This window comes from Limnohabitans sp. Rim28, from assembly GCF_000293865.2.
GTDB lineage: Bacteria > Pseudomonadota > Gammaproteobacteria > Burkholderiales > Burkholderiaceae_C > Limnohabitans_A.
Genome location: NZ_ALKN02000006.1, coordinates 149,799 through 168,528, shown reverse-complemented (window position 1 = coordinate 168,528; position 18,730 = coordinate 149,799). Strand labels below are relative to the sequence as shown.

The 18,730-nt window shown below is 59.1% G+C and carries 22 protein-coding genes; 10 read left to right on the top strand and 12 right to left on the bottom strand.

Annotated elements, in window-relative coordinates:
- Positions 1 to 66 precede the first annotated feature (66 nt).
- Positions 67 to 1,296: an OmpA family protein gene (locus tag B472_RS08800; RefSeq protein ID WP_019426857.1), complete on the top strand. Its 1,230-nt coding sequence runs from the start codon at positions 67 to 69 to the stop codon at positions 1,294 to 1,296.
- 80 nt (positions 1,297 to 1,376) lie between these two features.
- Here B472_RS08800 and B472_RS08795 read toward each other — a convergent pair whose 3' ends face one another.
- Together B472_RS08795 and B472_RS08790 are read right to left on the bottom strand one after the other, a co-directional pair.
- Positions 1,377 to 1,523: a lmo0937 family membrane protein gene (locus tag B472_RS08795; protein ID WP_019426856.1), complete on the bottom strand. Its 147-nt coding sequence runs from the start codon at positions 1,521 to 1,523 to the stop codon at positions 1,377 to 1,379.
- Between the two features lie 9 nt (positions 1,524 to 1,532).
- Positions 1,533 to 1,766, bottom strand: a complete 234-nt coding sequence (locus tag B472_RS08790) for a glycine zipper 2TM domain-containing protein (RefSeq protein WP_040505907.1) — start codon at positions 1,764 to 1,766, stop codon at positions 1,533 to 1,535.
- Between the two features lie 167 nt (positions 1,767 to 1,933).
- Here B472_RS08790 and B472_RS08785 point away from each other — a divergent pair, with 167 nt between their 5' ends.
- Positions 1,934 to 2,575: an MBL fold metallo-hydrolase gene (locus tag B472_RS08785; RefSeq protein ID WP_019426853.1), complete on the top strand. Its 642-nt coding sequence runs from the start codon at positions 1,934 to 1,936 to the stop codon at positions 2,573 to 2,575.
- Positions 2,576 to 2,590: 15 nt separating this feature from the next.
- Here the strand turns inward: B472_RS08785 and B472_RS08780 are convergent, their stop codons facing one another.
- Entirely contained in the window at positions 2,591 to 3,463 is an 873-nt protein-coding gene (locus B472_RS08780) for a M48 family metallopeptidase (protein ID WP_019426852.1), read from the bottom strand.
- Positions 3,464 to 3,549: 86 nt separating this feature from the next.
- Here B472_RS08780 and B472_RS08775 point away from each other — a divergent pair, with 86 nt between their 5' ends.
- Positions 3,550 to 4,938, top strand: coding sequence for an MFS transporter (locus B472_RS08775; RefSeq protein ID WP_040505928.1), 1,389 nt, complete (start codon positions 3,550 to 3,552; stop codon positions 4,936 to 4,938).
- Here the strand turns inward: B472_RS08775 and B472_RS08770 are convergent.
- The 9 genes from B472_RS08770 to B472_RS08730 form a co-directional block, all read right to left on the bottom strand.
- Positions 4,922 to 5,755, bottom strand: coding sequence for an O-antigen ligase (locus B472_RS08770; protein ID WP_157951968.1), 834 nt, complete (start codon positions 5,753 to 5,755; stop codon positions 4,922 to 4,924). The genes B472_RS08775 and B472_RS08770 overlap by 17 nt on opposite strands.
- Positions 5,756 to 6,178: 423 nt before the next feature.
- Positions 6,179 to 7,162 carry a glycosyltransferase gene (locus B472_RS08765; RefSeq protein WP_019426849.1) on the bottom strand — a complete coding sequence of 328 codons (984 nt, stop codon included), beginning with the start codon at positions 7,160 to 7,162 and terminating at the stop codon, positions 6,179 to 6,181.
- Between the two features lie 11 nt (positions 7,163 to 7,173).
- Positions 7,174 to 7,971, bottom strand: a complete 798-nt coding sequence (locus tag B472_RS08760; protein ID WP_019426848.1) for a glycosyltransferase family 2 protein — start codon at positions 7,969 to 7,971, stop codon at positions 7,174 to 7,176.
- Positions 7,972 to 7,973: 2 nt separating this feature from the next.
- Positions 7,974 to 8,825: a glycosyltransferase gene (locus tag B472_RS08755; RefSeq protein ID WP_019426847.1), complete on the bottom strand. Its 852-nt coding sequence runs from the start codon at positions 8,823 to 8,825 to the stop codon at positions 7,974 to 7,976.
- Between the two features lie 9 nt (positions 8,826 to 8,834).
- The gene (locus tag B472_RS08750) at positions 8,835 to 9,041 is read right to left on the bottom strand and encodes a zinc-finger domain-containing protein (RefSeq protein WP_019426846.1); all 207 of its coding nucleotides are present in this window, start codon (positions 9,039 to 9,041) and stop codon (positions 8,835 to 8,837) included.
- A gap of 3 nt (positions 9,042 to 9,044) precedes the next feature.
- On the bottom strand, positions 9,045 to 9,995 hold the full coding sequence (locus B472_RS08745; RefSeq protein ID WP_026039513.1) for a branched-chain amino acid transaminase: 951 nt from the start codon (positions 9,993 to 9,995) through the stop codon (positions 9,045 to 9,047).
- 47 nt (positions 9,996 to 10,042) lie between these two features.
- On the bottom strand, positions 10,043 to 10,456 hold the full coding sequence (locus tag B472_RS08740) for a hypothetical protein (RefSeq protein WP_019426844.1): 414 nt from the start codon (positions 10,454 to 10,456) through the stop codon (positions 10,043 to 10,045).
- A gap of 31 nt (positions 10,457 to 10,487) precedes the next feature.
- The gene (gene radA / locus B472_RS08735) at positions 10,488 to 11,873 is read right to left on the bottom strand and encodes a DNA repair protein RadA (RefSeq protein WP_019426843.1); all 1,386 of its coding nucleotides are present in this window, start codon (positions 11,871 to 11,873) and stop codon (positions 10,488 to 10,490) included.
- Positions 11,874 to 11,894: 21 nt separating this feature from the next.
- Entirely contained in the window at positions 11,895 to 12,947 is a 1,053-nt protein-coding gene (locus B472_RS08730) for a nitronate monooxygenase family protein (protein WP_019426842.1), read from the bottom strand.
- A 161-nt stretch (positions 12,948 to 13,108) separates the two neighbouring features.
- On the opposite strand from B472_RS08730, the gene hpaR reads away from it, so the two are divergent.
- Genes hpaR through hpaH form a run of 7 tightly spaced genes read left to right on the top strand, consistent with a single transcriptional unit; the run spans position 13,109 to position 18,706 of the window.
- Entirely contained in the window at positions 13,109 to 13,600 is a 492-nt protein-coding gene (hpaR, locus tag B472_RS08725) for a homoprotocatechuate degradation operon regulator HpaR (RefSeq protein WP_019426841.1), read from the top strand.
- Between the two features lie 3 nt (positions 13,601 to 13,603).
- The gene (locus B472_RS08720; protein ID WP_050995443.1) at positions 13,604 to 14,275 is read left to right on the top strand and encodes a fumarylacetoacetate hydrolase family protein; all 672 of its coding nucleotides are present in this window, start codon (positions 13,604 to 13,606) and stop codon (positions 14,273 to 14,275) included.
- Positions 14,272 to 15,036: a fumarylacetoacetate hydrolase family protein gene (locus B472_RS08715; RefSeq protein ID WP_019426839.1), complete on the top strand. Its 765-nt coding sequence runs from the start codon at positions 14,272 to 14,274 to the stop codon at positions 15,034 to 15,036. The genes B472_RS08720 and B472_RS08715 overlap by 4 nt, the downstream gene beginning before the upstream one ends.
- A 2-nt stretch (positions 15,037 to 15,038) precedes the next feature.
- Complete coding sequence (gene hpaE / locus B472_RS08710; RefSeq protein WP_026039510.1) at positions 15,039 to 16,508, top strand: 5-carboxymethyl-2-hydroxymuconate semialdehyde dehydrogenase; 1,470 nt, start codon at positions 15,039 to 15,041, stop codon at positions 16,506 to 16,508.
- A 2-nt stretch (positions 16,509 to 16,510) separates the two neighbouring features.
- Positions 16,511 to 17,437: a 3,4-dihydroxyphenylacetate 2,3-dioxygenase gene (gene hpaD / locus B472_RS08705; protein WP_019426837.1), complete on the top strand. Its 927-nt coding sequence runs from the start codon at positions 16,511 to 16,513 to the stop codon at positions 17,435 to 17,437.
- Positions 17,438 to 17,449: 12 nt separating this feature from the next.
- Complete coding sequence (locus B472_RS08700) at positions 17,450 to 17,881, top strand: 5-carboxymethyl-2-hydroxymuconate Delta-isomerase (protein ID WP_019426836.1); 432 nt, start codon at positions 17,450 to 17,452, stop codon at positions 17,879 to 17,881.
- A gap of 3 nt (positions 17,882 to 17,884) precedes the next feature.
- The gene (hpaH, locus tag B472_RS08695) at positions 17,885 to 18,706 is read left to right on the top strand and encodes a 2-oxo-hept-4-ene-1,7-dioate hydratase (RefSeq protein WP_019426835.1); all 822 of its coding nucleotides are present in this window, start codon (positions 17,885 to 17,887) and stop codon (positions 18,704 to 18,706) included.
- Positions 18,707 to 18,730 lie beyond the last annotated feature (24 nt).

Below are 18,730 nucleotides of genomic sequence, written 5' to 3'. Positions count from 1 at the left end.
CAAAGGCATCGGACCCCTTCACCCTTTTCATCCGTTCATTCTTCTCTTTGATCTGGAAATTTTCAAATGAAACAAACTACATTCAAACCCCGTCTCTCGCTTTTGGCTTTGTTGATTTTGGCAGCGCCTGGTGCTTATGCACAATCGGGCATCGACAACACCGGCATGTACATGGGCATTGGGGCGGGCGAGTCCAAAGCCAAGTTCAACCACGACGCTGCCGCCCAAAATGCACTGGGTGCGGGCGTCGCGGCAGGCCCTCTGGCCATAGATCAGAATGGCAACGCTTACAAAGCCTATCTGGGCTTCCCCATCTCGCCCAATTGGGCGGTCGAGGCGGGTTACTTCAACCTGGGGCGCTTTGGTTTTGACGCCAGCACCACCCCAGCGGGCACTGTGAGCGGTACAGCCAAAGTCCAAGGTCTGAATTTGGACCTGGTCGGTACCCTGCCCATCACGGACCGTTGGTCGTTGCTGGGCCGTGTGGGCGCCGCTTACGCCGAAACCAAAGGCGGCATCGATGGCACTGGTGCCGGTGCGGTCGCAGCGTCTTCGACCAACAAACGTGACACCCATTACAAGTTTGGTTTTGGCACGCAGTATGCGTTCACACCTGCATTGACGGCTCGTTTGGAAGGTGAGCGTTACCAGGTCAATGATTTGGTGGCGCAAAAGGCCTTCGTCGACTTGATTTCTGTCGGTCTGGTGTACCGTTTTGGCGCGCCTGCCGCTGCAGCCAGTCCGATGCGTACGGCTTATGTTCCGCCTGCACCCACCTACCGCCCAGAGCCTGTTATCCAGGCAGCCCCTGCGCCCGCGCCAGCACCGGTAGTCGCGGCTGCGCCAGCCCCGCAGCCCTCACCTGTTCCGATGGCGACGCCAGCACCTGTTGCCCCCAAGCCTTGGGTGAAGGTGAAGTTGCAAGCCGACTCCTTGTTCGGTTTCGATCAAGACAGTTTGCAAGCCGATGGCAAAAAAGCGCTGGACAAATTGGTCGAGGAATTGCAAGGTGTGAACGTGGATGCGGTTCAGGTCACGGGCCATACCGACCGCCTGGGTGCCAAGGCCTACAACGCCAAGCTTTCAACGCGCCGTGCCGAGGCGGTCCGCAACTACTTGGTGCAAGTGGGCGGCATGCCCGCCAACAAAGTGACGGCTGTGGGCGTGGGTGCAACGCAGCCTGAAACCAGCTTCGGCCAGTGCCAAGGCGTCAAAGCCAGTCAGGCCTTGATCACTTGTTTGCGAGTGGATCGCCGTGTTGAAGTGGAAGTGACCGGTACGCAGCAGCCACGCTGAACCCTCAAAACTTGAAAGCCTGCACCACGTGGCGTGGTGCAGGCTTTTTTGTGGGACGATTTTTTGAAGTCAATGGCCCATCATGGCCTCCGACCTTGGATGACGCGCACCAAGACCACCACCAAGGCGATCACCAGCAGAAGATGGATCAGCCCCCCCAACGTGACCGACGAGACCCAGCCCAGTAGCCACAAGAGCACAAGTGCGATGGCTACACTTTCAAGCATGGTGGGTGCTCACTTTTTAGACTTATCAATTTCGTGGCCAATCACACCACCTACCGCAGCCCCGCCCAGCGTCCCTGTGGTGCTCCCACCCGTCAGGATCGCCCCCCCAATGGCCCCCACCCCCGCCCCAATGGCGGTGCTTTTCTCTTGTTGAGTCATGCCTGCACAGGCGGTCAATGCCAGCGAGGTCATGGCGAGCAGGGATGTTCCTGCTATTCGAATCAGTGGATGTGCGGTGTACATAGATGAACTCCTGGTGTTTGCAAGCGAAGACTTGACGGTGAGCTGTGCCAATCAGGCAAAAGCTGGTCAAGCGTTTTCAGGATAAGGATGGCTTTCCTCAGCGTCTGTGGGGTGGCGTACACGCGTTGGTGCCAAACCCCGAGACCTGACATTCCTATAATTTGCGGATGCTGCAATACCAAACCATTCCCGTCACGCCCTTCCAGCAAAATTGCTCTCTTGTGTGGGACGACCAAAGCCGCCAAGCGGCGGTGGTAGACCCTGGGGGTGATTTGGATTTGATTTTGGCCGCCGTTCGCCAACACAGTTTGAATCTGGAGCAGATTTGGATCACGCACGGTCACTTGGACCACGCATCGGGTACGGCCGATTTGGCCGAACAATTGGGCGGCCTCCCCATCATCGGGCCGCACCCGGCCGACAAATTTTGGATCGACGGTTTGCCGCAGGCTGCCGCAGCTTATGGCTTTCCACCTGCGCGGGTGTTCAAGCCCACGCGGTGGCTTGCAGATGGTGACACCGTGACGCTGGGCGCTCACACTTTGCAGGTTCGCCATTGCCCAGGACACACGCCTGGGCATGTGGTGTTTTATTCGCCGGAGATCAAGCGTGCCTTTGTGGGCGATGTGCTGTTTGCGGGCAGCATTGGGCGCACTGATTTTCCGCAAGGCAACCACGATGATTTGATCGCCAGCATCACCCAGCGCCTGTGGCCTATGGGCAACGACACGGTGTTCATTCCTGGCCATGGCCCCGAAAGCACATTCGGGCGTGAGCGGCAAAGCAACCCTTATGTGGGCGGCACCTGAAGCGCGCCGGGCTGTTCAGCCCTTGCGGGCTTGCTCGTACAAGTGCTGAACTTTGGGCAGGTTGGCCTGAAGCTCTTCGATGCGGTTACTGCCGCTGGGGTGCGTGGATAAAAAAGACGGCCCGCCATTGCCGCTGGCAGACTGCATCTTTTCCCAAAGTGTCACGCTGGCTTCGGGCTTGTAGCCACCGCGTGCTGCAATCTCAAGGCCTACCAAATCGGATTCGGTTTCGTCATCGCGGCTGTATTTCAGGGTGAGCAGCTGGGTGCCCAGGTTGGCTGCGGCATCGCCCAATGCGCCCAAGCCCAAAAGTTGGGAGGCGACTGAGAGGCCAAAGCTGGTGGCTTGGCTTTTGGCCAAACGCGCACGGGCATGCTCGCGCAGCGCATGCGCCATCTCATGCCCCATGATCATCGCGGCTTCGTCTTCGGTCAGTTTCAGCTGGTCCAGGATGCCGGTGTAAAAGGCGATCTTGCCGCCGGGCATGCACCAAGCGTTGATTTGTTTGCTGCCAATCAAGTTGACTTGCCAGCGCCAGTTGCGTGAACGTGCGTTCCAGGGGGCACTGTGCGGGATCAGTTTGTTGGCAATCGCTCTGAGGCGCAGCAATTGGGGATGGTCGTCCGGTGCCAACGCGCCTTTGGCGCGGGCTTCGGCCAAAAGCTGGGTGTACTGTTGCTGGGCTGAGATTTCGAGGGTTTCGGCAGGCACCAATTTGCGCAGGCCAGACGCCGAGCCCACATCCACTTGGGCCAATGCGCCGGTGGTGCCCACAGCGGCAGTGGCGCCCGCAGCCAACAAGAAGGCACGGCGGGCTTGCCAGCGAGGCGAGTCCGATGGCGGTGCGGCATCGGCAGAGGATGTTTTGAAATCGCAAATAAAGCACATGGTCTGCAAATCATAACGAATGCCTGAGGTTTATCGCGCTTTCAAGGTGCGTGCACAAACAAACTGCAGCAGCCGATAATCTGCCCATGTTTGAAACTGCTGCTCCCCAAAACCCCTCTACGCCCGTCATGGTGCGCACTTGGCGCGAGGCCTTGCGTCTGTACTTGCAGCCCGCCAGCTTGCGCATGTTGGCGCTGGGTTTTGCAGCCGGCCTGCCTTTGCTGCTGGTCTTGGGCACGCTCAGTTTCAGGTTGCGCGAAGCGGGCATTGACCGCAGCACCATCGGCTACCTCAGTTGGGTGGGCTTGGCCTATGGCGTGAAATGGATGTGGGCGCCTTTGGTGGACCGCATGCCCATTCCTTGGCTCACACGGCAGCTGGGGCGTCGGCGCAGCTGGTTGTTGCTGTCGCAGTTCGTCATCGCTGGGGGTTTGGTCGGCATGGCGCTCAACGACCCGTCGCAGTTGCTTGGCCCTTTGGTGGCCTGCGCCTTGGCGGTGGCGATTGCTTCGGCCACACAAGACATTGCGCTGGACGCCTACCGCATCGAGTCGGCCGAGGTGAACGCCCAAGCCGCATTGGCCGCCAGTTACCAAACGGGTTACCGCTTGGCCATGATTTGGGCCGGGGCTGGCGTTTTGTGGATCGCAGCCTGGGCCCAAGGCGAGCAAGCCACAGGCTATGCCCAGTCGGCTTGGCAAGCGGCTTACCTGGTGATGGCGCTCAGCATGTTGCCGGGCATGCTGGTGGTGCTGGGCTCTCCCGAGCCTGTGCCCGCACCCTTCAAGCCCGCGCGCAACGTCGCCGAGTGGCTCAAAGGCGCAGTGCTCGAACCCTTTGCCGATTTTTGGCTGCGCTACCGCTGGCAGGCGGTGCTGTTGCTGGCACTCATCGCGGTTTACCGCATCAGCGATGTGGTCATGGGCATCATGGCCAACCCGTTTTATGTGGACATGGGTTTCACCAAAAGCGAGGTTGCCGGGGTTACCAAGGTGTACGGGGTCATCATGACCTTGGTGGGCGCCTTTGTCGGCGGTCTGCTGTCTGCGCGGTTCGGGGTCATGCGCGTGCTCATGTTGGGCGCCGTGCTCAGTGCAGCCAGCAATTTGTTGTTCGTGTGGCTCAGCGGCGTGGGGCACGATGTGCAGGCGCTGGTGTGGGTCATCTCGGCCGACAACCTGGCCAGCGGCATTGCGACTGCCGCCTTCATCGCCTATTTGTCCTCGCTCACCAACATCAGCTATTCGGCCACCCAATACGCGTTGCTCAGCTCCATGATGCTGCTCCTGCCCAAGTTCATCGCCGGGTTTTCGGGGGACTTTGTTGACGCCTATGGTTACGCCAGTTTCTTCACCGCCACAGCTTGGTTGGGATTGCCGGTGTTGGTCTTGGTGGCCTTGGCGGCGCGGGTGCATGCGCGCAAATCGCTGAAGACAACGTCACAAGAAAATCAGGGGTTCACGCCGCTTGCTTAGGGGGGAGTTGTGACAACCAAAGGCTCAGGCTCACAAAAATCGACAGACTGGCGGTGTAGTGGTTGTGCGCAAAATTCACGTTGGTCATGCTGCTGGTCAGGTGGACAAAAGTGATGCCCGCAACGGCCAATGCGGCCGGGCCCAAATTTTTTCGTTGCAGTCGCCAAACCATCAGGACAAGGCCGAGCAAATACAAAAGCTGACTGCTGAGACCCCACAGGCCATGGTCTATCCATTGGTGCAGGAATTCGTTGTGAACATGGCCCAAACGTTTGATTTCTTGAGAGTCTGCGGCAACCGCCCAATCTTCTAAGAGCTGCCGTCGTCCGTCATGACCATGGCCGATCCATGGCGACTCGGCAATGGCGGCCAGGCTTTGCTGCCACATGTAAATCCGTGCACCCACCGAACTGTTGGATCCTTGCGCAGTCGATTGCTGCGACACACTGATTTCTTGAGCGGCGTCATGAAGGGATTGGCTTGCACGTTCAAAAACGGCTGTTTGCGCGAAAACGAGCAGAGCCATGAACAAGACCATGCCGCTGACGAAGATGTTTGTGGGTTGGGTTCGGCCCTTAAGGCTTGCCAACACCGACGGCCGCACAAAAACATGGTGCACACAAACCCCCAACCACCAAAAGACAATCGCATAAGCCCCTCGGGTTTGGCTGGCCAAGACGGCCATGACGGCGAACAGGCCACCCAAAAACCACAGGCGTCGACACCCAAGAGAAAAGTCAGATTTGAGTGACAGTGCCAGCAAAAAGGCGCTGACCATGGCCAAGCTGCCGGCCCAGGGGATGTGATGAGTGGGCAACGCGCCTCTGTCGTGCCAAGTGACCCAGAAGAGGCCCAATACACTGCTCAGCGACAAAGCATGTGCGAAGTGAACGAGGACTTTCTGGTTGAAAGGTTGCATGCACAGGAGACCGTAAACAGCCAATGCGCCCAAGAACAGACGCAACTCACCATGCCTCTCACCCCAGGGGTCTGACCAGTAAGCCGTTAAGCCGACCTTGAACACCAAGGCCAAGCCCGTGCAAAGTAGCCAAACGTGAAGCCAGCTTGGCGCTGTGTTTTTATGGGCTGTTCGCAGATGGTTTGATCCAGCGAAAACTCCCAAACCAGTGATGAGAATCCATGCCAAACCCATGGCCTTGGTGCTGAGCGATGAAAACACAAAAGCCGAGGTGATCAGCCCATACACAATAAGCACTGGCGAGAGGGTATTCACAAAAATTTAACCGCTGATCCAAGGCAAGCGAACGGCACTTTCTCGCATACATGGATTGTTTTGATTCAAAAAATCGCGGTCCAGTACTTGCTGGTAAACGCTCAAATAAGCGTCAGTCATCCGGTCGGCGTTAAAGAAATCGACAGATCTTGCATGACAAGCTTTCAGGTCAAAAGATTGAGTCTTAACCGACTCAACCAAAGCTTCTTCATGATTTGAGAGAACGCCGCATTCTGCAGTCACGATCTCTGGTAAAGCACCATAAGGCGTGCAAAAAACAGGACACCCAAAATAGAGGCTTTCGATCACAGCGAGACCAAACGGTTCGTGCCAGCAAGCAGGAAAAATCAGTCCTCTGGATTGTTGCAGCGCCGTCAACTTGATCTCGCCACCCACCATGCCTAAAAAAGACACATGTCGGGCCAGTGTGAGTCTAAATCCGCGTTTGATATTGAGCCTTGTTCCCCCGAGTACCTTCAATGGCACTTGCGCCTTTTTAGAAATGTCTATGGCGCCTTGAACATTTTTCACGCGCCATGACGCTTTGCCTAAAAAATGGAAATGGTGGCGTTTTGCCCCCAAATCAACGGGTCCATAAGCGCGCCAATCGAGGCCGTTATGAACATGGCATTGCGCACCATGTCGCAGGGCATGGTTGTTTGAAACAAAGACCGTATTGCGAGGCAAAAGCTCATTCAGGTCTGAGTTCCCGTGTTGGGTCATCAACCATGGCTTTGAGCATTCGAAATCAAGACCAGGATTGAATTGAAAGTGAACCATGTCAACATGGTTGGGAATTTGACTTGCCAATGGCCTCGCATCGTCAAGCTCAATCACATGTGCAAAGGGGCAGTGAGAGCCTTTGGGGACCAGCAAGCTCACTTGGTGCCCTTTGTCGACCAAGCACTTGGCCAAATCCCAAACGACCCGCTCCGTTCCACCGTAAGCAAAAACGGGGACAGGGGATTTGTTGCAAATCAAAATGTGCATGGGCTCCCAGGTCAACGGCCCACAGAGGTGTTCAGCTTGTCGCGGTCATACGCCAACGCCACGTACCTGAAAAATGACTCCAGCGCGACGAACAAGCAGTACAGAAAGCCAGGGCCACCATCCAAAATGGCGCCGCGAAGAAAATAGGTCTTCACGAAAGAACCCGTCGCCGATAAGAAACCACGAAAAATACCGCCGCGTTGGCCTGCACTGTGTCGCTTGGCTGCCCCCAACATGGCGTACTGCGTCAGTTTTTCGAGGCTTGACCGAATGCTTTGACGGGAGTGGTGGAGCAATCGGTGACGAAGGACCTTCCGTTGCACGGGTGTGTCGGACTTGATGACGGCACCTTCGTGGACAACACCCTCGTAATGGTCGATCAAGTGGGTTGTGAACAGGCGCTCCATGTTGGAGTCTGATTTGAAGTGTTTCAGAACATGCCCATAAGCCACCACAGTCCAGCGCACCTTCCAAATGCCGGTTGCGCGCGAGTCGACGATGGCCTTGATTTCATCGCGCAACTCGGGCGTCACGATTTCATCGGCATCCAGGAAAAAAATGTAATCGCCAGTGACGCGCTGCAGCAAACGATTGCGTTGAACCGCAAATCCCTGCCAATCTTCGCTGACAAAAATGGTTGCGCCCAGGCTGCGCGCAATGTCCAGCGTATTGTCTGTGCTGCCACTGTCCAACACGATGACTTCATCGGCAAATGCGGCACTTTCGATGCAAGGCCCAATGAGGGCAGCCTCATTTTTGGTCAGGATACCAATGCTCAGCCGCAGCGGTGAGGGCGTGACGTGGGGCATGGTCAATCCTGAATGAGAGATGACGGTGTTTCGGATTTCACGATGCCCAGAGGCGTCCATGTTCTGCCCGATCGGCGAACGGTTTTCATGTAGCGTTTGTTGCTGGCTGCGACCAAAGGATCGGCGTAGCCGCGAGCGTGTTCAATGTGAAGCAGCGGAGCGGTGTAACGGTTGTGTCGACCGATGATGCCGGCATTGTTCAGCCGCACGCCCATTTCCACATCTTCAGCCCCGTATTTCATGGACTCGTCGAAGCCATTGACTTTGAGCAAGTCGCTGCGCCAACCGCTGCTGTTGCAGCCATTCCAAACTTTTTTGACAGGTGAAATCCGCTCCAAAAAGTCAGACATCGGCAAGGGCAAGTTGGCAGTTTTTAGCCATGAGCCAAGTCTGCGTATCGAGCCATGGGACTTCAGCCACTTCGTTTGAAAAATAGCCTTCGTGGTGATGAGCCCGTCCGTCAGCAGTTCATTCACCTCCAGGGGCATTCGAATCAAACTGCCACTGACAAATTGTCCTGGCCGGCGTAAATCAAGGTGTCTTTGGACGTAGCCGGGTGAAGCAATGCAGTCACCATCAATGAAAATCAAGTAATCGGCTTGCGACGAGACAATCGCTTTGTTCAAAATTTCATTTTTGGCAAAGCCCTTGTCGGGGTGCCAAACATGGCGAAACCGTTCTTGTCCAAAGCGATGCTGCCACAGTGACACCACTTCTTGCGTATCGCTTCCCGAGCCGTCGTCTGCCACGCACACCTTGAACGCTTGTGTGCTTTGGCCCTCCAAACCCAACAAGGCGAAATGAAGCGCTTGTGGGTTGTTGTAGGTGGTGACGATGACTTCGGTCGAAACCATGCCGGTTGATCAGTGGTGGTGCCCCACCACCTCCCCGGCTTTGAGTTGGTAAACCGTGCCGCAATAAGGGCACTTGGCTTGGCCGGTTTTGGCCACGTCCAAGTACACCTTGGGGTGGCTGTTCCAGATTTTCATGTCGGCTTTGGGGCTGGGGCAAAACACACCACCTTGGGGATTCAGGTCGGAGGCCAGCAGTTCAACGGATGCGTTGCTCATGGTTCAAACCTTGGTCAGCCAGTGGGCGTACTTGGGGTTGCGGCCGTTGACGATGTCAAAGAACGCGCTTTGGATTTTTTCGGTGATCGGCCCACGGCTGCCCACATAGCCCTCTTTGCCCAACTCGATGCGGTCGAGTTCGCGAATCGGCGTGACTTCAGCGGCAGTGCCGGTAAAGAAAGCCTCGTCGGCAATGTAGACCTCGTCTCGGGTGATGCGCTTTTGCACGATCTCAAGCCCCAAGTCTTTGGCGATGTGGAACACCGTGTTGCGGGTGATGCCGTTCAAGGCGCCAGCCGACAAGTCGGGGGTGTAAATCACACCGTTCTTGACCACAAAGATGTTTTCGCCCGCGCCTTCGGACACAAAGCCCGAGGTGTCCAGCAACAAGGCTTCGTCGTAACCTTCGTCAGTCACTTCCATATTGGCCAAAATGCTGTTGGTGTAGTTGCTCACCGCCTTGGCTTGCGTCATGGTGATGTTGACATGGTGGCGGGTGTAGCTGCTGGTTTTCACGCGGATGCCGCGCTTCATGCCTTCTTCGCCCAAGTAGGCCCCCCAAGTCCAGGCGGCCACCATCAAGTGGATGGTGTTGCCTTTGGGGCTGACGCCCAGTTTTTTGTCGCCAATCCAGGTCAATGGGCGGATGTAGCCTGACTCCAGCTTGTTTTCGCGCACCACATCGCGCTGGGCTTCGTTGACTTGCGCCTGGGTAAATGGGATGTTCATGCGCAAGATCTTGGCGCTGTTGAACAGGCGTTCGGTGTGCTCTTGCAGACGGAAGATGGCGGTGCCTTGTTCGGTTTTGTAGGCGCGCACACCCTCAAAAGCGCCGCAGCCATAGTGCAGGGTGTGGCTCAGTACATGGATCTTGGCATCGCGCCAGTCGACCATCTGGCCGTCCATCCAGATTTTGCCGTCACGGTCTGACATGGAGGGAATGACTACGCTCATGAAAGTGTCCTTTGAAGAAACTGCATTAAATAGGGTTGATCGGGATTTTAAGGGTTTGACTCTTCTGAGCCTACTTCGGGGCGCACCAAAGCCCACTCGGTCAACTTGCCGCCCACAAAAGTGCAGGTCACCACCGAATCACTGGAATCGGTCCAGGTGAAGATCTCGGGCTGGGCGTCTTTTTCCGTCAAAAGCTGGCCCAAAGAGCGTGTCATGGCGATCACATGCATCAAATTAACGCCTTTTTTCAGTTTGGCATTGAGCATGACGGCGCTGGCCACATGGCCAATAGGTCGGTCGGCAGCTTTTTTGAGGATGGTGACCATGCGCGTGAAGTGCAGCAACACCCACATGACCACGCCGCCAGCCGCCAAAGCGATGCCGGCCCACTGAAAAGCCTGCCAAGCCCCGATGGTGAAAACAAGGATGGCCAGAGGCGCGAGTATTTTGGTGAAATTCATGGGGGCAGATTGTGCCTTGCTTGAGCGGCGCTCAGTCCAGCCCCCGCACCACTTGCATGGCTTCTTCGATGCGATCGACTGGGTAAATCGTCAGGCCCTCGAACGCCTTGTCGTTTTTCTTCGGGGCATTGGCCTTGGGCACCACCGCCACCTTGAAGCCGAGTTTGGCGGCTTCTTTCAAGCGGTCTTGGCCGCGCGGTGCGGGGCGCACTTCGCCCGCCAATCCCACTTCGCCAAAGGCCAAAAAGCCTTTGGGCAGGGCTTTGCCACGCAAGCTGCTGGTGATGGCCAACATCACGGCCAGGTCGGCTGCCGGCTCGCTGATGCGCACGCCGCCGACGGCGTTCACAAACACGTCTTGGTCCATGCAGGCCACGCCTGCATGGCGGTGCAGCACCGCCAGCAGCATGGCCAGGCGGTCGCGGTCCAAGCCCACAGAAAGGCGCCGGGGCGATGGGCCGCCGCTGTCGACCAAGGCTTGAATTTCCACCAGCAGCGGTCGCGTGCCTTCCAGTGTGACCATCACGCAGCTGCCGGGCACCGGCTCGGCGTGCTGGCTTAAAAAGATGGCGCTGGGGTTACTCACCCCTTTCAGGCCTTTCTCGGTCATGGCGAACACGCCAATCTCGTTGACCGCACCAAAGCGGTTTTTGATGGCGCGGATCAGCCGGAAGTTGGAATGCGTGTCGCCTTCAAAATAAAGCACCGTGTCCACCATGTGCTCCAGCACCCGGGGACCAGCGAGCGCGCCCTCTTTGGTGACGTGACCGACCAGCACGATGGTGGTCCCGGTGGATTTGGCGGTGCGTGTCAGGTGCGCCGCGCATTCGCGCACCTGGGCGACCGATCCGGGGGCGCTGGTGAGTTGGTCCGAATACACCGTCTGAATGGAGTCGATGATGGCAATGCCCGGCTGGCGTGCTTGCAGGGTGTGCAGAATTTTTTCGAGCTGAATTTCGGGCAGGACGGGCACTTGCGAATCTGGCAGGCCCAGTCGGCGCGAGCGCATGGCCACTTGTGCACCACTTTCTTCGCCTGTCACATACAGGGTGTTCATGCCGCTGCGCTGCAACGCGTCCACGGCTTGCAACAACAGGGTCGATTTGCCAATGCCCGGGTCGCCGCCAATCAGCACCACCCCGCCCTCGACCATGCCGCCGCCCAACACGCGGTCAAGTTCGTCGATGCCGGTGGGGTGGCGTTCAAAGTCGGCGGCTTGAATCTGTGCCAGGGGCAGCACTTCGGACGTGGGGGCTAAAGATGCATGCACCGAACCAAAGCGGTTTTTGCCTGCAGCGGGCTCGCTCGAACCCTCGATCAAGGTGTTCCAGGCGTTACAGCTGGGGCATTTGCCCATCCAGCGGGCGCTCGTGCCGCCGCATTCGGTGCAGGTGAAAATCGATTTGTCTTTGGCCATGGGGCGATTGTGCCTTCGAGGTCAAACCACGCACCGCCAGGCCTTGACCATTTCACGGGTGATGTCGGCAGCGCTCAGGCTGCGAGCGCTGGCGGCGTTTTGGCCGGACCACAGGGGCGTGAAGTCACTCAAGCCCTGAGTTTCAGCTGCGGCGCGCAAAGGCGCAATGCCTGCGGTGGCCAAAGGAAAGGCCGGCGCAGCGGGGTTCAGTGGGCCGAGCTCGCGCATCAGGCGGTTAACGATGCCACGCGCTGGGCGGCCGCTGAACAGGCGGGTCAATGCGGTGTGCTGCCCCTCGGGCGATTGCAAGGCCGCGCGGTGCAGGGCGCTGGTGGTGGCCTCGTGGCTGCACAGGTAAGCCGTGCCAACTTGCACACCCGCCGCCCCCAGCGCTTGTGCTGCAGCCACGCCTTGGGCAGAACCAATGCCCCCGGCGGCGATCACGGGCAACTGCACAGCCTGAACAATTTGGGGCAACAAGGCAAACGTGCCCATTTGGGTGGTCAAGTCATCCGTTAAAAACATGCCGCGGTGCCCACCCGCCTCTAAGCCTTGGGCGATCACGGCATCTGCGCCATGGGCTTGGAGCCACATGGCTTCTTGCACGGTGGTGGCCGATGACAGCACCAGACTGCCCCAACTTTTGACACGGGCCAGCAAATCCGGCGCTGGCAGGCCAAAGTGAAAACTCACCACTGCTGGGCGAAAGGCCTCCAGCACATCGGCACTGTCGTGACCAAAGGGTACGCGGCCTGCACCGCTGGGCATGCTGGCGGGGTCCAGGCCCATGCCGGCGTAATAGGGCGACAAAGTCTGCTGCCAGGCGGCTTGCTGCACAGGGTCTGCCACCGGCGGGGTGTGGCAGAAAAAGTTGACGTTGTAAGGCCGGTCAGTTGCGCTGCTCAAGGCTTGGAGCTCGGCCCTCAGCCCCTCAGGGCTGAGCATGGCGGCTGCCAAAGACCCTAATCCGCCAGCCTCACAGACGGCGGCTGTCAGCCGGTGGTCTTGCACGCCGGCCATGGGTGCTTGGATCACGGGTCCTGCAAGGCCCAACAGCAATTCGGCAAATGACATGGGCAGCTCTCTATCTGGGGGGGCTTCAAAACAGCCTTGCATCTTATGAGAAGAAAGCAGGGGTTCAACTTGCAGCAGGGGGATGTCGAGCGCAGAAGGCGTCGTGTGCTGGTGAAAACCCTCGTGACGGCGTCGCTTTATTCATTTAACATGTTAAATAAATGACTGCCAACACCGCTTTTGCCCACCGCAACCTGCCGCGCCTTTTGCTCGAAGCGCGCGAAGCCGTGATGCTGCACACCCGACCGAGTTTGCGAGAGCATGGGCTGTCAGACCAACAATGGCGCGTGTTGCGCGTTTTGGGTGAGCATGCGCACGAGCCTGGCGGCGTCGAAACCGGCCGTGTGGCCACCGAAGCCTTTTTGCTGGGCCCCAGCTTGACCGGGGTGTTGACCCGAATGGCCCGCGATGGCTTGATTGAACGCCAGCGCTGTCCGCAAGATGCCCGACGCACCGTGGTGCGGGCCACGCCAGCAGGACTGGCCAAAGTGCAGGCCTTGTCGCAAACCATCGAGGCGCATTACACCTGGATGGCCCAGCATTTGGGGCCAACGCAACTGACGGCCTTGTACCACCTGCTGGACCAGCTGATTGCACTGGAAGTGCCCGGCGCACAAACCCAAGAACCCGATACCGCGACGGTCGAGGAATAAGCGATGTCTACAAGCCCCATCTCTCTCAACACGGCCCGTGCAAACCCAGCTTGGCAGCCTCAAGGCACGGTGTATGGCACCTTGCTCAACTTCCGTCGTGAGTGGGACCTTTGGGCCCCGCGCATGACGCAAGACCCGCACAAGGCCGCGCCCCAAGCGCCCGTGCTCTACGTCAAATCGGCCAATACCTTCTCCCCAGCCGGACAAAACCTGTGGCTGCAAGACGGCGTCACAGAGGTCGACATCGGCGCAACCCTGGGCTTGGTCATGGGTCAGGGCGGCCAAGTGGCGAGTGCTGCGCTTTTGTGCGATTGGTCGGTACCGCACGCCAGCTATTACCGCCCACCGGTCAAGTTCCGTTGCCGCGATGGCTTTTTGGCGTTGCCGGAGCAACCCACGTTCGGCGCAGTGTCTGAATGGACTGCGCTGCACATGGATGTGCACCGCAATGGCGATCTGGTGCAAACAGTGGACCTTCGGGCGTTGGTGCGTGACCTGCCCACCCTGCTGGTCGATGTGGGTGAGTTCATGACGCTGCAACCGGGCGATGTGCTGATGGTGGGTACCGATTGCCTGATCGATGGCACACGTCCGCGTGCCAAACCAGGGGATCGTGTGGTCATTTCTGCGCCCGGTTTTGCGTCTGTGTCTGTCCAAGTCGGAGGTGCCGCATGAAGCACGCACGCATTGCCTGGTCGGGTGCCATCCAGCAAGCCGTGGAAGAACATGGCCGGTTGCACATCACCCAAGGCCCGCACAAAGGCCATCGCGTGGCCTTTGACGACGTCGTCTGGTTGCCCCCCCTCTCGCCCGTGCCGCAGGCCCGCACCGTGATCGCACTGGGCCTGAACTACGCGGACCACGCCAAGGAATTGGCTTTCAAAGCCCCGGAAGAGCCCCTCGCGTTCATGAAAGGCGAGGCCTCGCTGATCGGGCACAAAGCCTTCACCAAGCGACCTGAGCAAGTGGCCTACATGCACTACGAATGCGAGCTGGCCGTGGTCATTGGCCGCACCGCGCGGCGTGTCAAGAAGGCCGATGCCTACGGCTTTGTGGGCGGTTACAGCGTGGCCAACGACTACGCCATCCGCGACTACCTGGAGAACTGGTACCGCCCCAATCTGCGGGTGAAGAACCGCGACACCTGCACACCCATCGGCCCCTGGTTGGTGAATGCGGCCGACATTCCAAATCCGATGGCCCTGAAGCTGCAGACCACCGTGAACGGCCAGGTCACGCAAAGCGGCAGCACCGCCGACATGATTTTCGATGTGCCCACGCTGATCGAGTACTTCAGCAGCTTCATGACGCTCAACCCCGGCGACCTGATCCTGACCGGCACGCCCGATGGCATCGTGAACGTGAACCCCGGCGATGTGGTGGTCACCGAGATCGAAGGCATCGGGGCGCTCACCAACACCCTTGTGAAAGCATGAACATGAGAATCAACCACCTGATCAATGGCCAAAGCGTGGCCGGCAGCGATTATTTCGAGACCATCAACCCGGCCACGCAAGAAGTGCTGGCCGAGGTCGCATCGGGGGGCGAGGCAGAAGTGAACGCCGCTGTGGCCGCCGCCAAGGCCGCCTTCCCCAAATGGGCGAACACACCGGCCACTGAGCGCGCCAAGATCATGCGCAAGCTGGGCGACCTGATCACGAAACACGTGCCCGAGATTTCAGAGACGGAAACGAAGGACTGCGGCCAGACCATCAGCCAGACCGGCAAGCAGCTGGTGCCGCGTGCGGCCGATAACTTCCATTACTTCGCCGAAATGTGCACCCGCGTGGACGGCCACACTTACCCCACGCCCACGCACCTGAACTACACCCTGTTCCACCCGGTGGGCGTGTGCGCGCTCATCAGCCCCTGGAACGTGCCCTTCATGACCGCCACCTGGAAGGTCGCGCCGTGCCTGGCTTTTGGCAACACCGCCGTGCTTAAGATGAGCGAGTTGTCACCCCTGAGCGCTGCGCGTTTGGGCGAGCTGGCGCTGGAGGCGGGGGTGCCCGCTGGCGTGCTCAACCTGGTGCACGGTTACGGCAAGCAAGCGGGCGAGCCGCTGGTCTCGCACCGCGATGTGCGCGCCATCAGCTTCACCGGTTCTACCGTCACGGGCAACCGCATCGTGCAGAGCGCGGGCCTCAAGAAGTTCAGCATGGAACTCGGTGGTAAGAGCCCCTTCGTGATCTTTGAAGACGCCGATTTAGACCGCGCCCTGGATGCTGCCATCTTCATGATCTTCAGCAACAACGGCGAGCGCTGCACCGCCGGCAGCCGCATCCTGGTGCAACAAAGCATTTATGCCGACTTTGCGGCCAGGTTTGCCGAGCGGGCCAAGCGCATCACCGTGGGCGACCCGCTCGATGAAAAAACCATCGTCGGCCCGATGATCTCCAGAGCCCACCTGGCCAAGGTTCGCAGCTACATCGAACTCGGCCCCCAAGAGGGCGCCACGATGCTGTGCGGCGGTCTGAACCAACCCGGCTACGCTGCCGACTTGCCCGCGCATGTGAAGAACGGCAACTTCGTTTGGCCCACGGTGTTCGCCGATGTCGACAACCGCATGCGCATCGCACAAGAGGAAATCTTCGGCCCTGTGGCTTGCCTGATCCCGTTCAAGGACGAGCAGGATGCGATTGAAAAAGCCAACGACATCGAATATGGACTCTCCAGCTACGTCTGGACCGAAAACCTGGGCCGTGCCCACCGCGTGGCCGCTGCGCTCGAGGCCGGCATGTGCTTTGTCAACAGCCAGAACGTGCGCGATCTGCGCCAACCCTTTGGTGGCACCAAAGCCAGCGGCACCGGCCGCGAGGGCGGCACCTGGAGCTACGAAGTGTTCTGCGAGCCCAAAAACGTGGCGGTGTCGCTGGGCGGCCACCACATTCCGCATTGGGGGGTCTGACCATGGGCCAACTTGCACTCGCTGCCAAAATCACCCACGTGCCCAGCATGTACTTGAGTGAGATCCCTGGCCCGCGTTTTGGCACGCGCCAAAGCGCCATCGACGGTCATCAGGAAATCAGCCGCCGCTGCCGCGCCCTGGGGGTGGACACGCTGGTGGTGTTTGACACGCACTGGCTGGTCAATGCGAACTACCACATCAACTGTGCGCCGCATTTCAAAGGTGAGTACACCAGCAACGAGTTGCCGCACTTCATCCACCACATGGCGTTTGAGTCACCGGGCAACCCCGAGTTGGGGCATTTGCTCGCCAAAGTGGCGAACGCGCATGGCGTGGAAACGCTGGCGCACGACAACACCACACTCGACCCCGAGTACGGCACCCTGGTGCCGTTGCGCTACATGAACGAAGACCAGCACTTCAAGGTGGTCTCGGTCTCGGCGCTGTGCATGGTGCATTACCTGAATGACAGCGCCCGCCTGGGCTGGGCCATGCGCGAAGCGGTGGAAAAGCACTACGACGGCAAGGTGGCGTTTTTGGCCAGCGGCTCGCTCTCACACCGCTTTGCGCAAAACGGTCTGGCGCCCGAATTTGCCCACAAGATCTGGAGCCCGTTTTTGGAGCAGCTCGACAAGCAAGTCCTGCAGATGTGGGGCAAGCGCGAATGGAAAGCCTTTTGCGAGATGCTGCCCGAGTACGCCAGCAAAGGCCACGGCGAAGGCTTCATGCACGACACCGCCATGCTCATGGGCGCTTTGGGCTGGACCGGCTATGACGGCGCGGTGGACATGGTGACGCCGTACTTCGGCGCCAGTGGTACGGGCCAGCTCAATGCCATTTTCGAAGTGACGCCGCAGGACGGTGCACTGGTGCCCGCCGCGGTGGCCAGCGCGGCCGAGGGCTACACCGCCATCAGCACCCGGCTTTGAGGAGAAAGACACATGCCCCACCTCGTGATTCTCTACACTGGCCAGCTGGACCATGAGCTCAGCATGACCGCCCTGTGCCGTCAGATGGCCGATGCCATGCTCACCGTCAAAGACGAAGACGGCAAACAAGTTTTCCCCACTGGCGGCACGCGTGTGTTGGCTTACCCCGCGCCGCATTACGCGGTGGCCGATGGGGGTGCGGCGGGACGGGCGGCTGGGGGCACGGGCGATTACGCATTTGTGTACCTGAACGTGCGCATGGGCCGTGGCCGCAGCGAGGCCACGCAGCAACGCGCAGGTCAAACCCTGCTCGAAGTGGCCCAGGCTTTTTTCGCGCCCGTGATGGCGCAGCGCCACATCGGCATCACGCTGCAGATCGACGTTGGTCCCGAGGTGTTTGACGCCAAGCACAGCAACCTCCATCCACTTTTCAACAAAGTTTGAGCCATGTCCGTGTTCACCGAAGACCAGATCCAGCAGCTCGCGCACGAGCTCAACCAGTCCGAAAAATCCCGCGTGCAGATCGAGCACTTTTCCAAGCGCTTTCCAGGCATGACCATCGAAGACGGTTACCGCATCAACCGCGCCTGGATGCAGCTCAAGTTCGCCGAAGGGCGCACCATGATCGGCCACAAGATTGGCCTGACCAGCCGCGCCATGCAGGTCTCCAGTCAGATCGACGAGCCCGACTACGGCACGCTGCTGGATGACATGCGCTACGACTGCACGCCTGGTCAGGTGCTGGACATTCCGTTCACCGATTTCATCGCCCCGCGTGTCGAGGTGGAGCTGGCTTTCATCCTCCAACAAGAACTGCGCGGCCCCAACGTGACGGTGCAGCAAGTCTTGGAGGCCACCGAGTACGTCACGCCCGCGATTGAGATCATCGACTCGCGCATCGAACAGTTCGACCGCCACACCAAGTTGATGCGCAAGGTCTACGACACCATCAGCGACAACGCCGCCAATGCGGGCATCGTGCTCGGGGCCAAACGCGTGGACCCGTTGACCACCGATTTGCCCTGGTGTGGCGCGGTGCTGCGCCAGAACGGCGTGGTCGAAGAAACAGGGCTGGCGGCGGGTGTGCAAGGGCATCCTGCCGTGGGCATTGCTTGGTTGGCCAACAAGCTCGCGCCCTGGGGTGAGCATTTGCAAGCGGGCGAGATCGTGTTGGCGGGCTCGTTCACAAAACCGGCGCTGGCCAAAGTGGGTGATGTGTTCGAGGCGGACTACGGGCCTTTGGGCAAACTGGAGTTCCGGTTTGTTTGATGCCGAGTCTTCGTCATGCGTGTG

Coding starts and splice junctions, on each gene's coding strand:
- B472_RS08800 (WP_019426857.1), top strand. CDS start 67: ATGAAACAAACTACATTCAAACCCCGTCTCTCGCTTTTGGCTTTGTTG.
- B472_RS08795 (WP_019426856.1), bottom strand. CDS start 1,523: ATGCTTGAAAGTGTAGCCATCGCACTTGTGCTCTTGTGGCTACTGGGC.
- B472_RS08790 (WP_040505907.1), bottom strand. CDS start 1,766: ATGTACACCGCACATCCACTGATTCGAATAGCAGGAACATCCCTGCTC.
- B472_RS08785 (WP_019426853.1), top strand. CDS start 1,934: ATGCTGCAATACCAAACCATTCCCGTCACGCCCTTCCAGCAAAATTGC.
- B472_RS08780 (WP_019426852.1), bottom strand. CDS start 3,463: ATGTGCTTTATTTGCGATTTCAAAACATCCTCTGCCGATGCCGCACCG.
- B472_RS08775 (WP_040505928.1), top strand. CDS start 3,550: ATGTTTGAAACTGCTGCTCCCCAAAACCCCTCTACGCCCGTCATGGTG.
- B472_RS08765 (WP_019426849.1), bottom strand. CDS start 7,162: ATGCACATTTTGATTTGCAACAAATCCCCTGTCCCCGTTTTTGCTTAC.
- B472_RS08760 (WP_019426848.1), bottom strand. CDS start 7,971: ATGCCCCACGTCACGCCCTCACCGCTGCGGCTGAGCATTGGTATCCTG.
- B472_RS08755 (WP_019426847.1), bottom strand. CDS start 8,825: ATGGTTTCGACCGAAGTCATCGTCACCACCTACAACAACCCACAAGCG.
- B472_RS08750 (WP_019426846.1), bottom strand. CDS start 9,041: ATGAGCAACGCATCCGTTGAACTGCTGGCCTCCGACCTGAATCCCCAA.
- B472_RS08745 (WP_026039513.1), bottom strand. CDS start 9,995: ATGAGCGTAGTCATTCCCTCCATGTCAGACCGTGACGGCAAAATCTGG.
- B472_RS08740 (WP_019426844.1), bottom strand. CDS start 10,456: ATGAATTTCACCAAAATACTCGCGCCTCTGGCCATCCTTGTTTTCACC.
- radA (WP_019426843.1), bottom strand. CDS start 11,873: ATGGCCAAAGACAAATCGATTTTCACCTGCACCGAATGCGGCGGCACG.
- B472_RS08730 (WP_019426842.1), bottom strand. CDS start 12,947: ATGTCATTTGCCGAATTGCTGTTGGGCCTTGCAGGACCCGTGATCCAA.
- hpaR (WP_019426841.1), top strand. CDS start 13,109: ATGACTGCCAACACCGCTTTTGCCCACCGCAACCTGCCGCGCCTTTTG.
- B472_RS08720 (WP_050995443.1), top strand. CDS start 13,604: ATGTCTACAAGCCCCATCTCTCTCAACACGGCCCGTGCAAACCCAGCT.
- B472_RS08715 (WP_019426839.1), top strand. CDS start 14,272: ATGAAGCACGCACGCATTGCCTGGTCGGGTGCCATCCAGCAAGCCGTG.
- hpaE (WP_026039510.1), top strand. CDS start 15,039: ATGAGAATCAACCACCTGATCAATGGCCAAAGCGTGGCCGGCAGCGAT.
- hpaD (WP_019426837.1), top strand. CDS start 16,511: ATGGGCCAACTTGCACTCGCTGCCAAAATCACCCACGTGCCCAGCATG.
- B472_RS08700 (WP_019426836.1), top strand. CDS start 17,450: ATGCCCCACCTCGTGATTCTCTACACTGGCCAGCTGGACCATGAGCTC.
- hpaH (WP_019426835.1), top strand. CDS start 17,885: ATGTCCGTGTTCACCGAAGACCAGATCCAGCAGCTCGCGCACGAGCTC.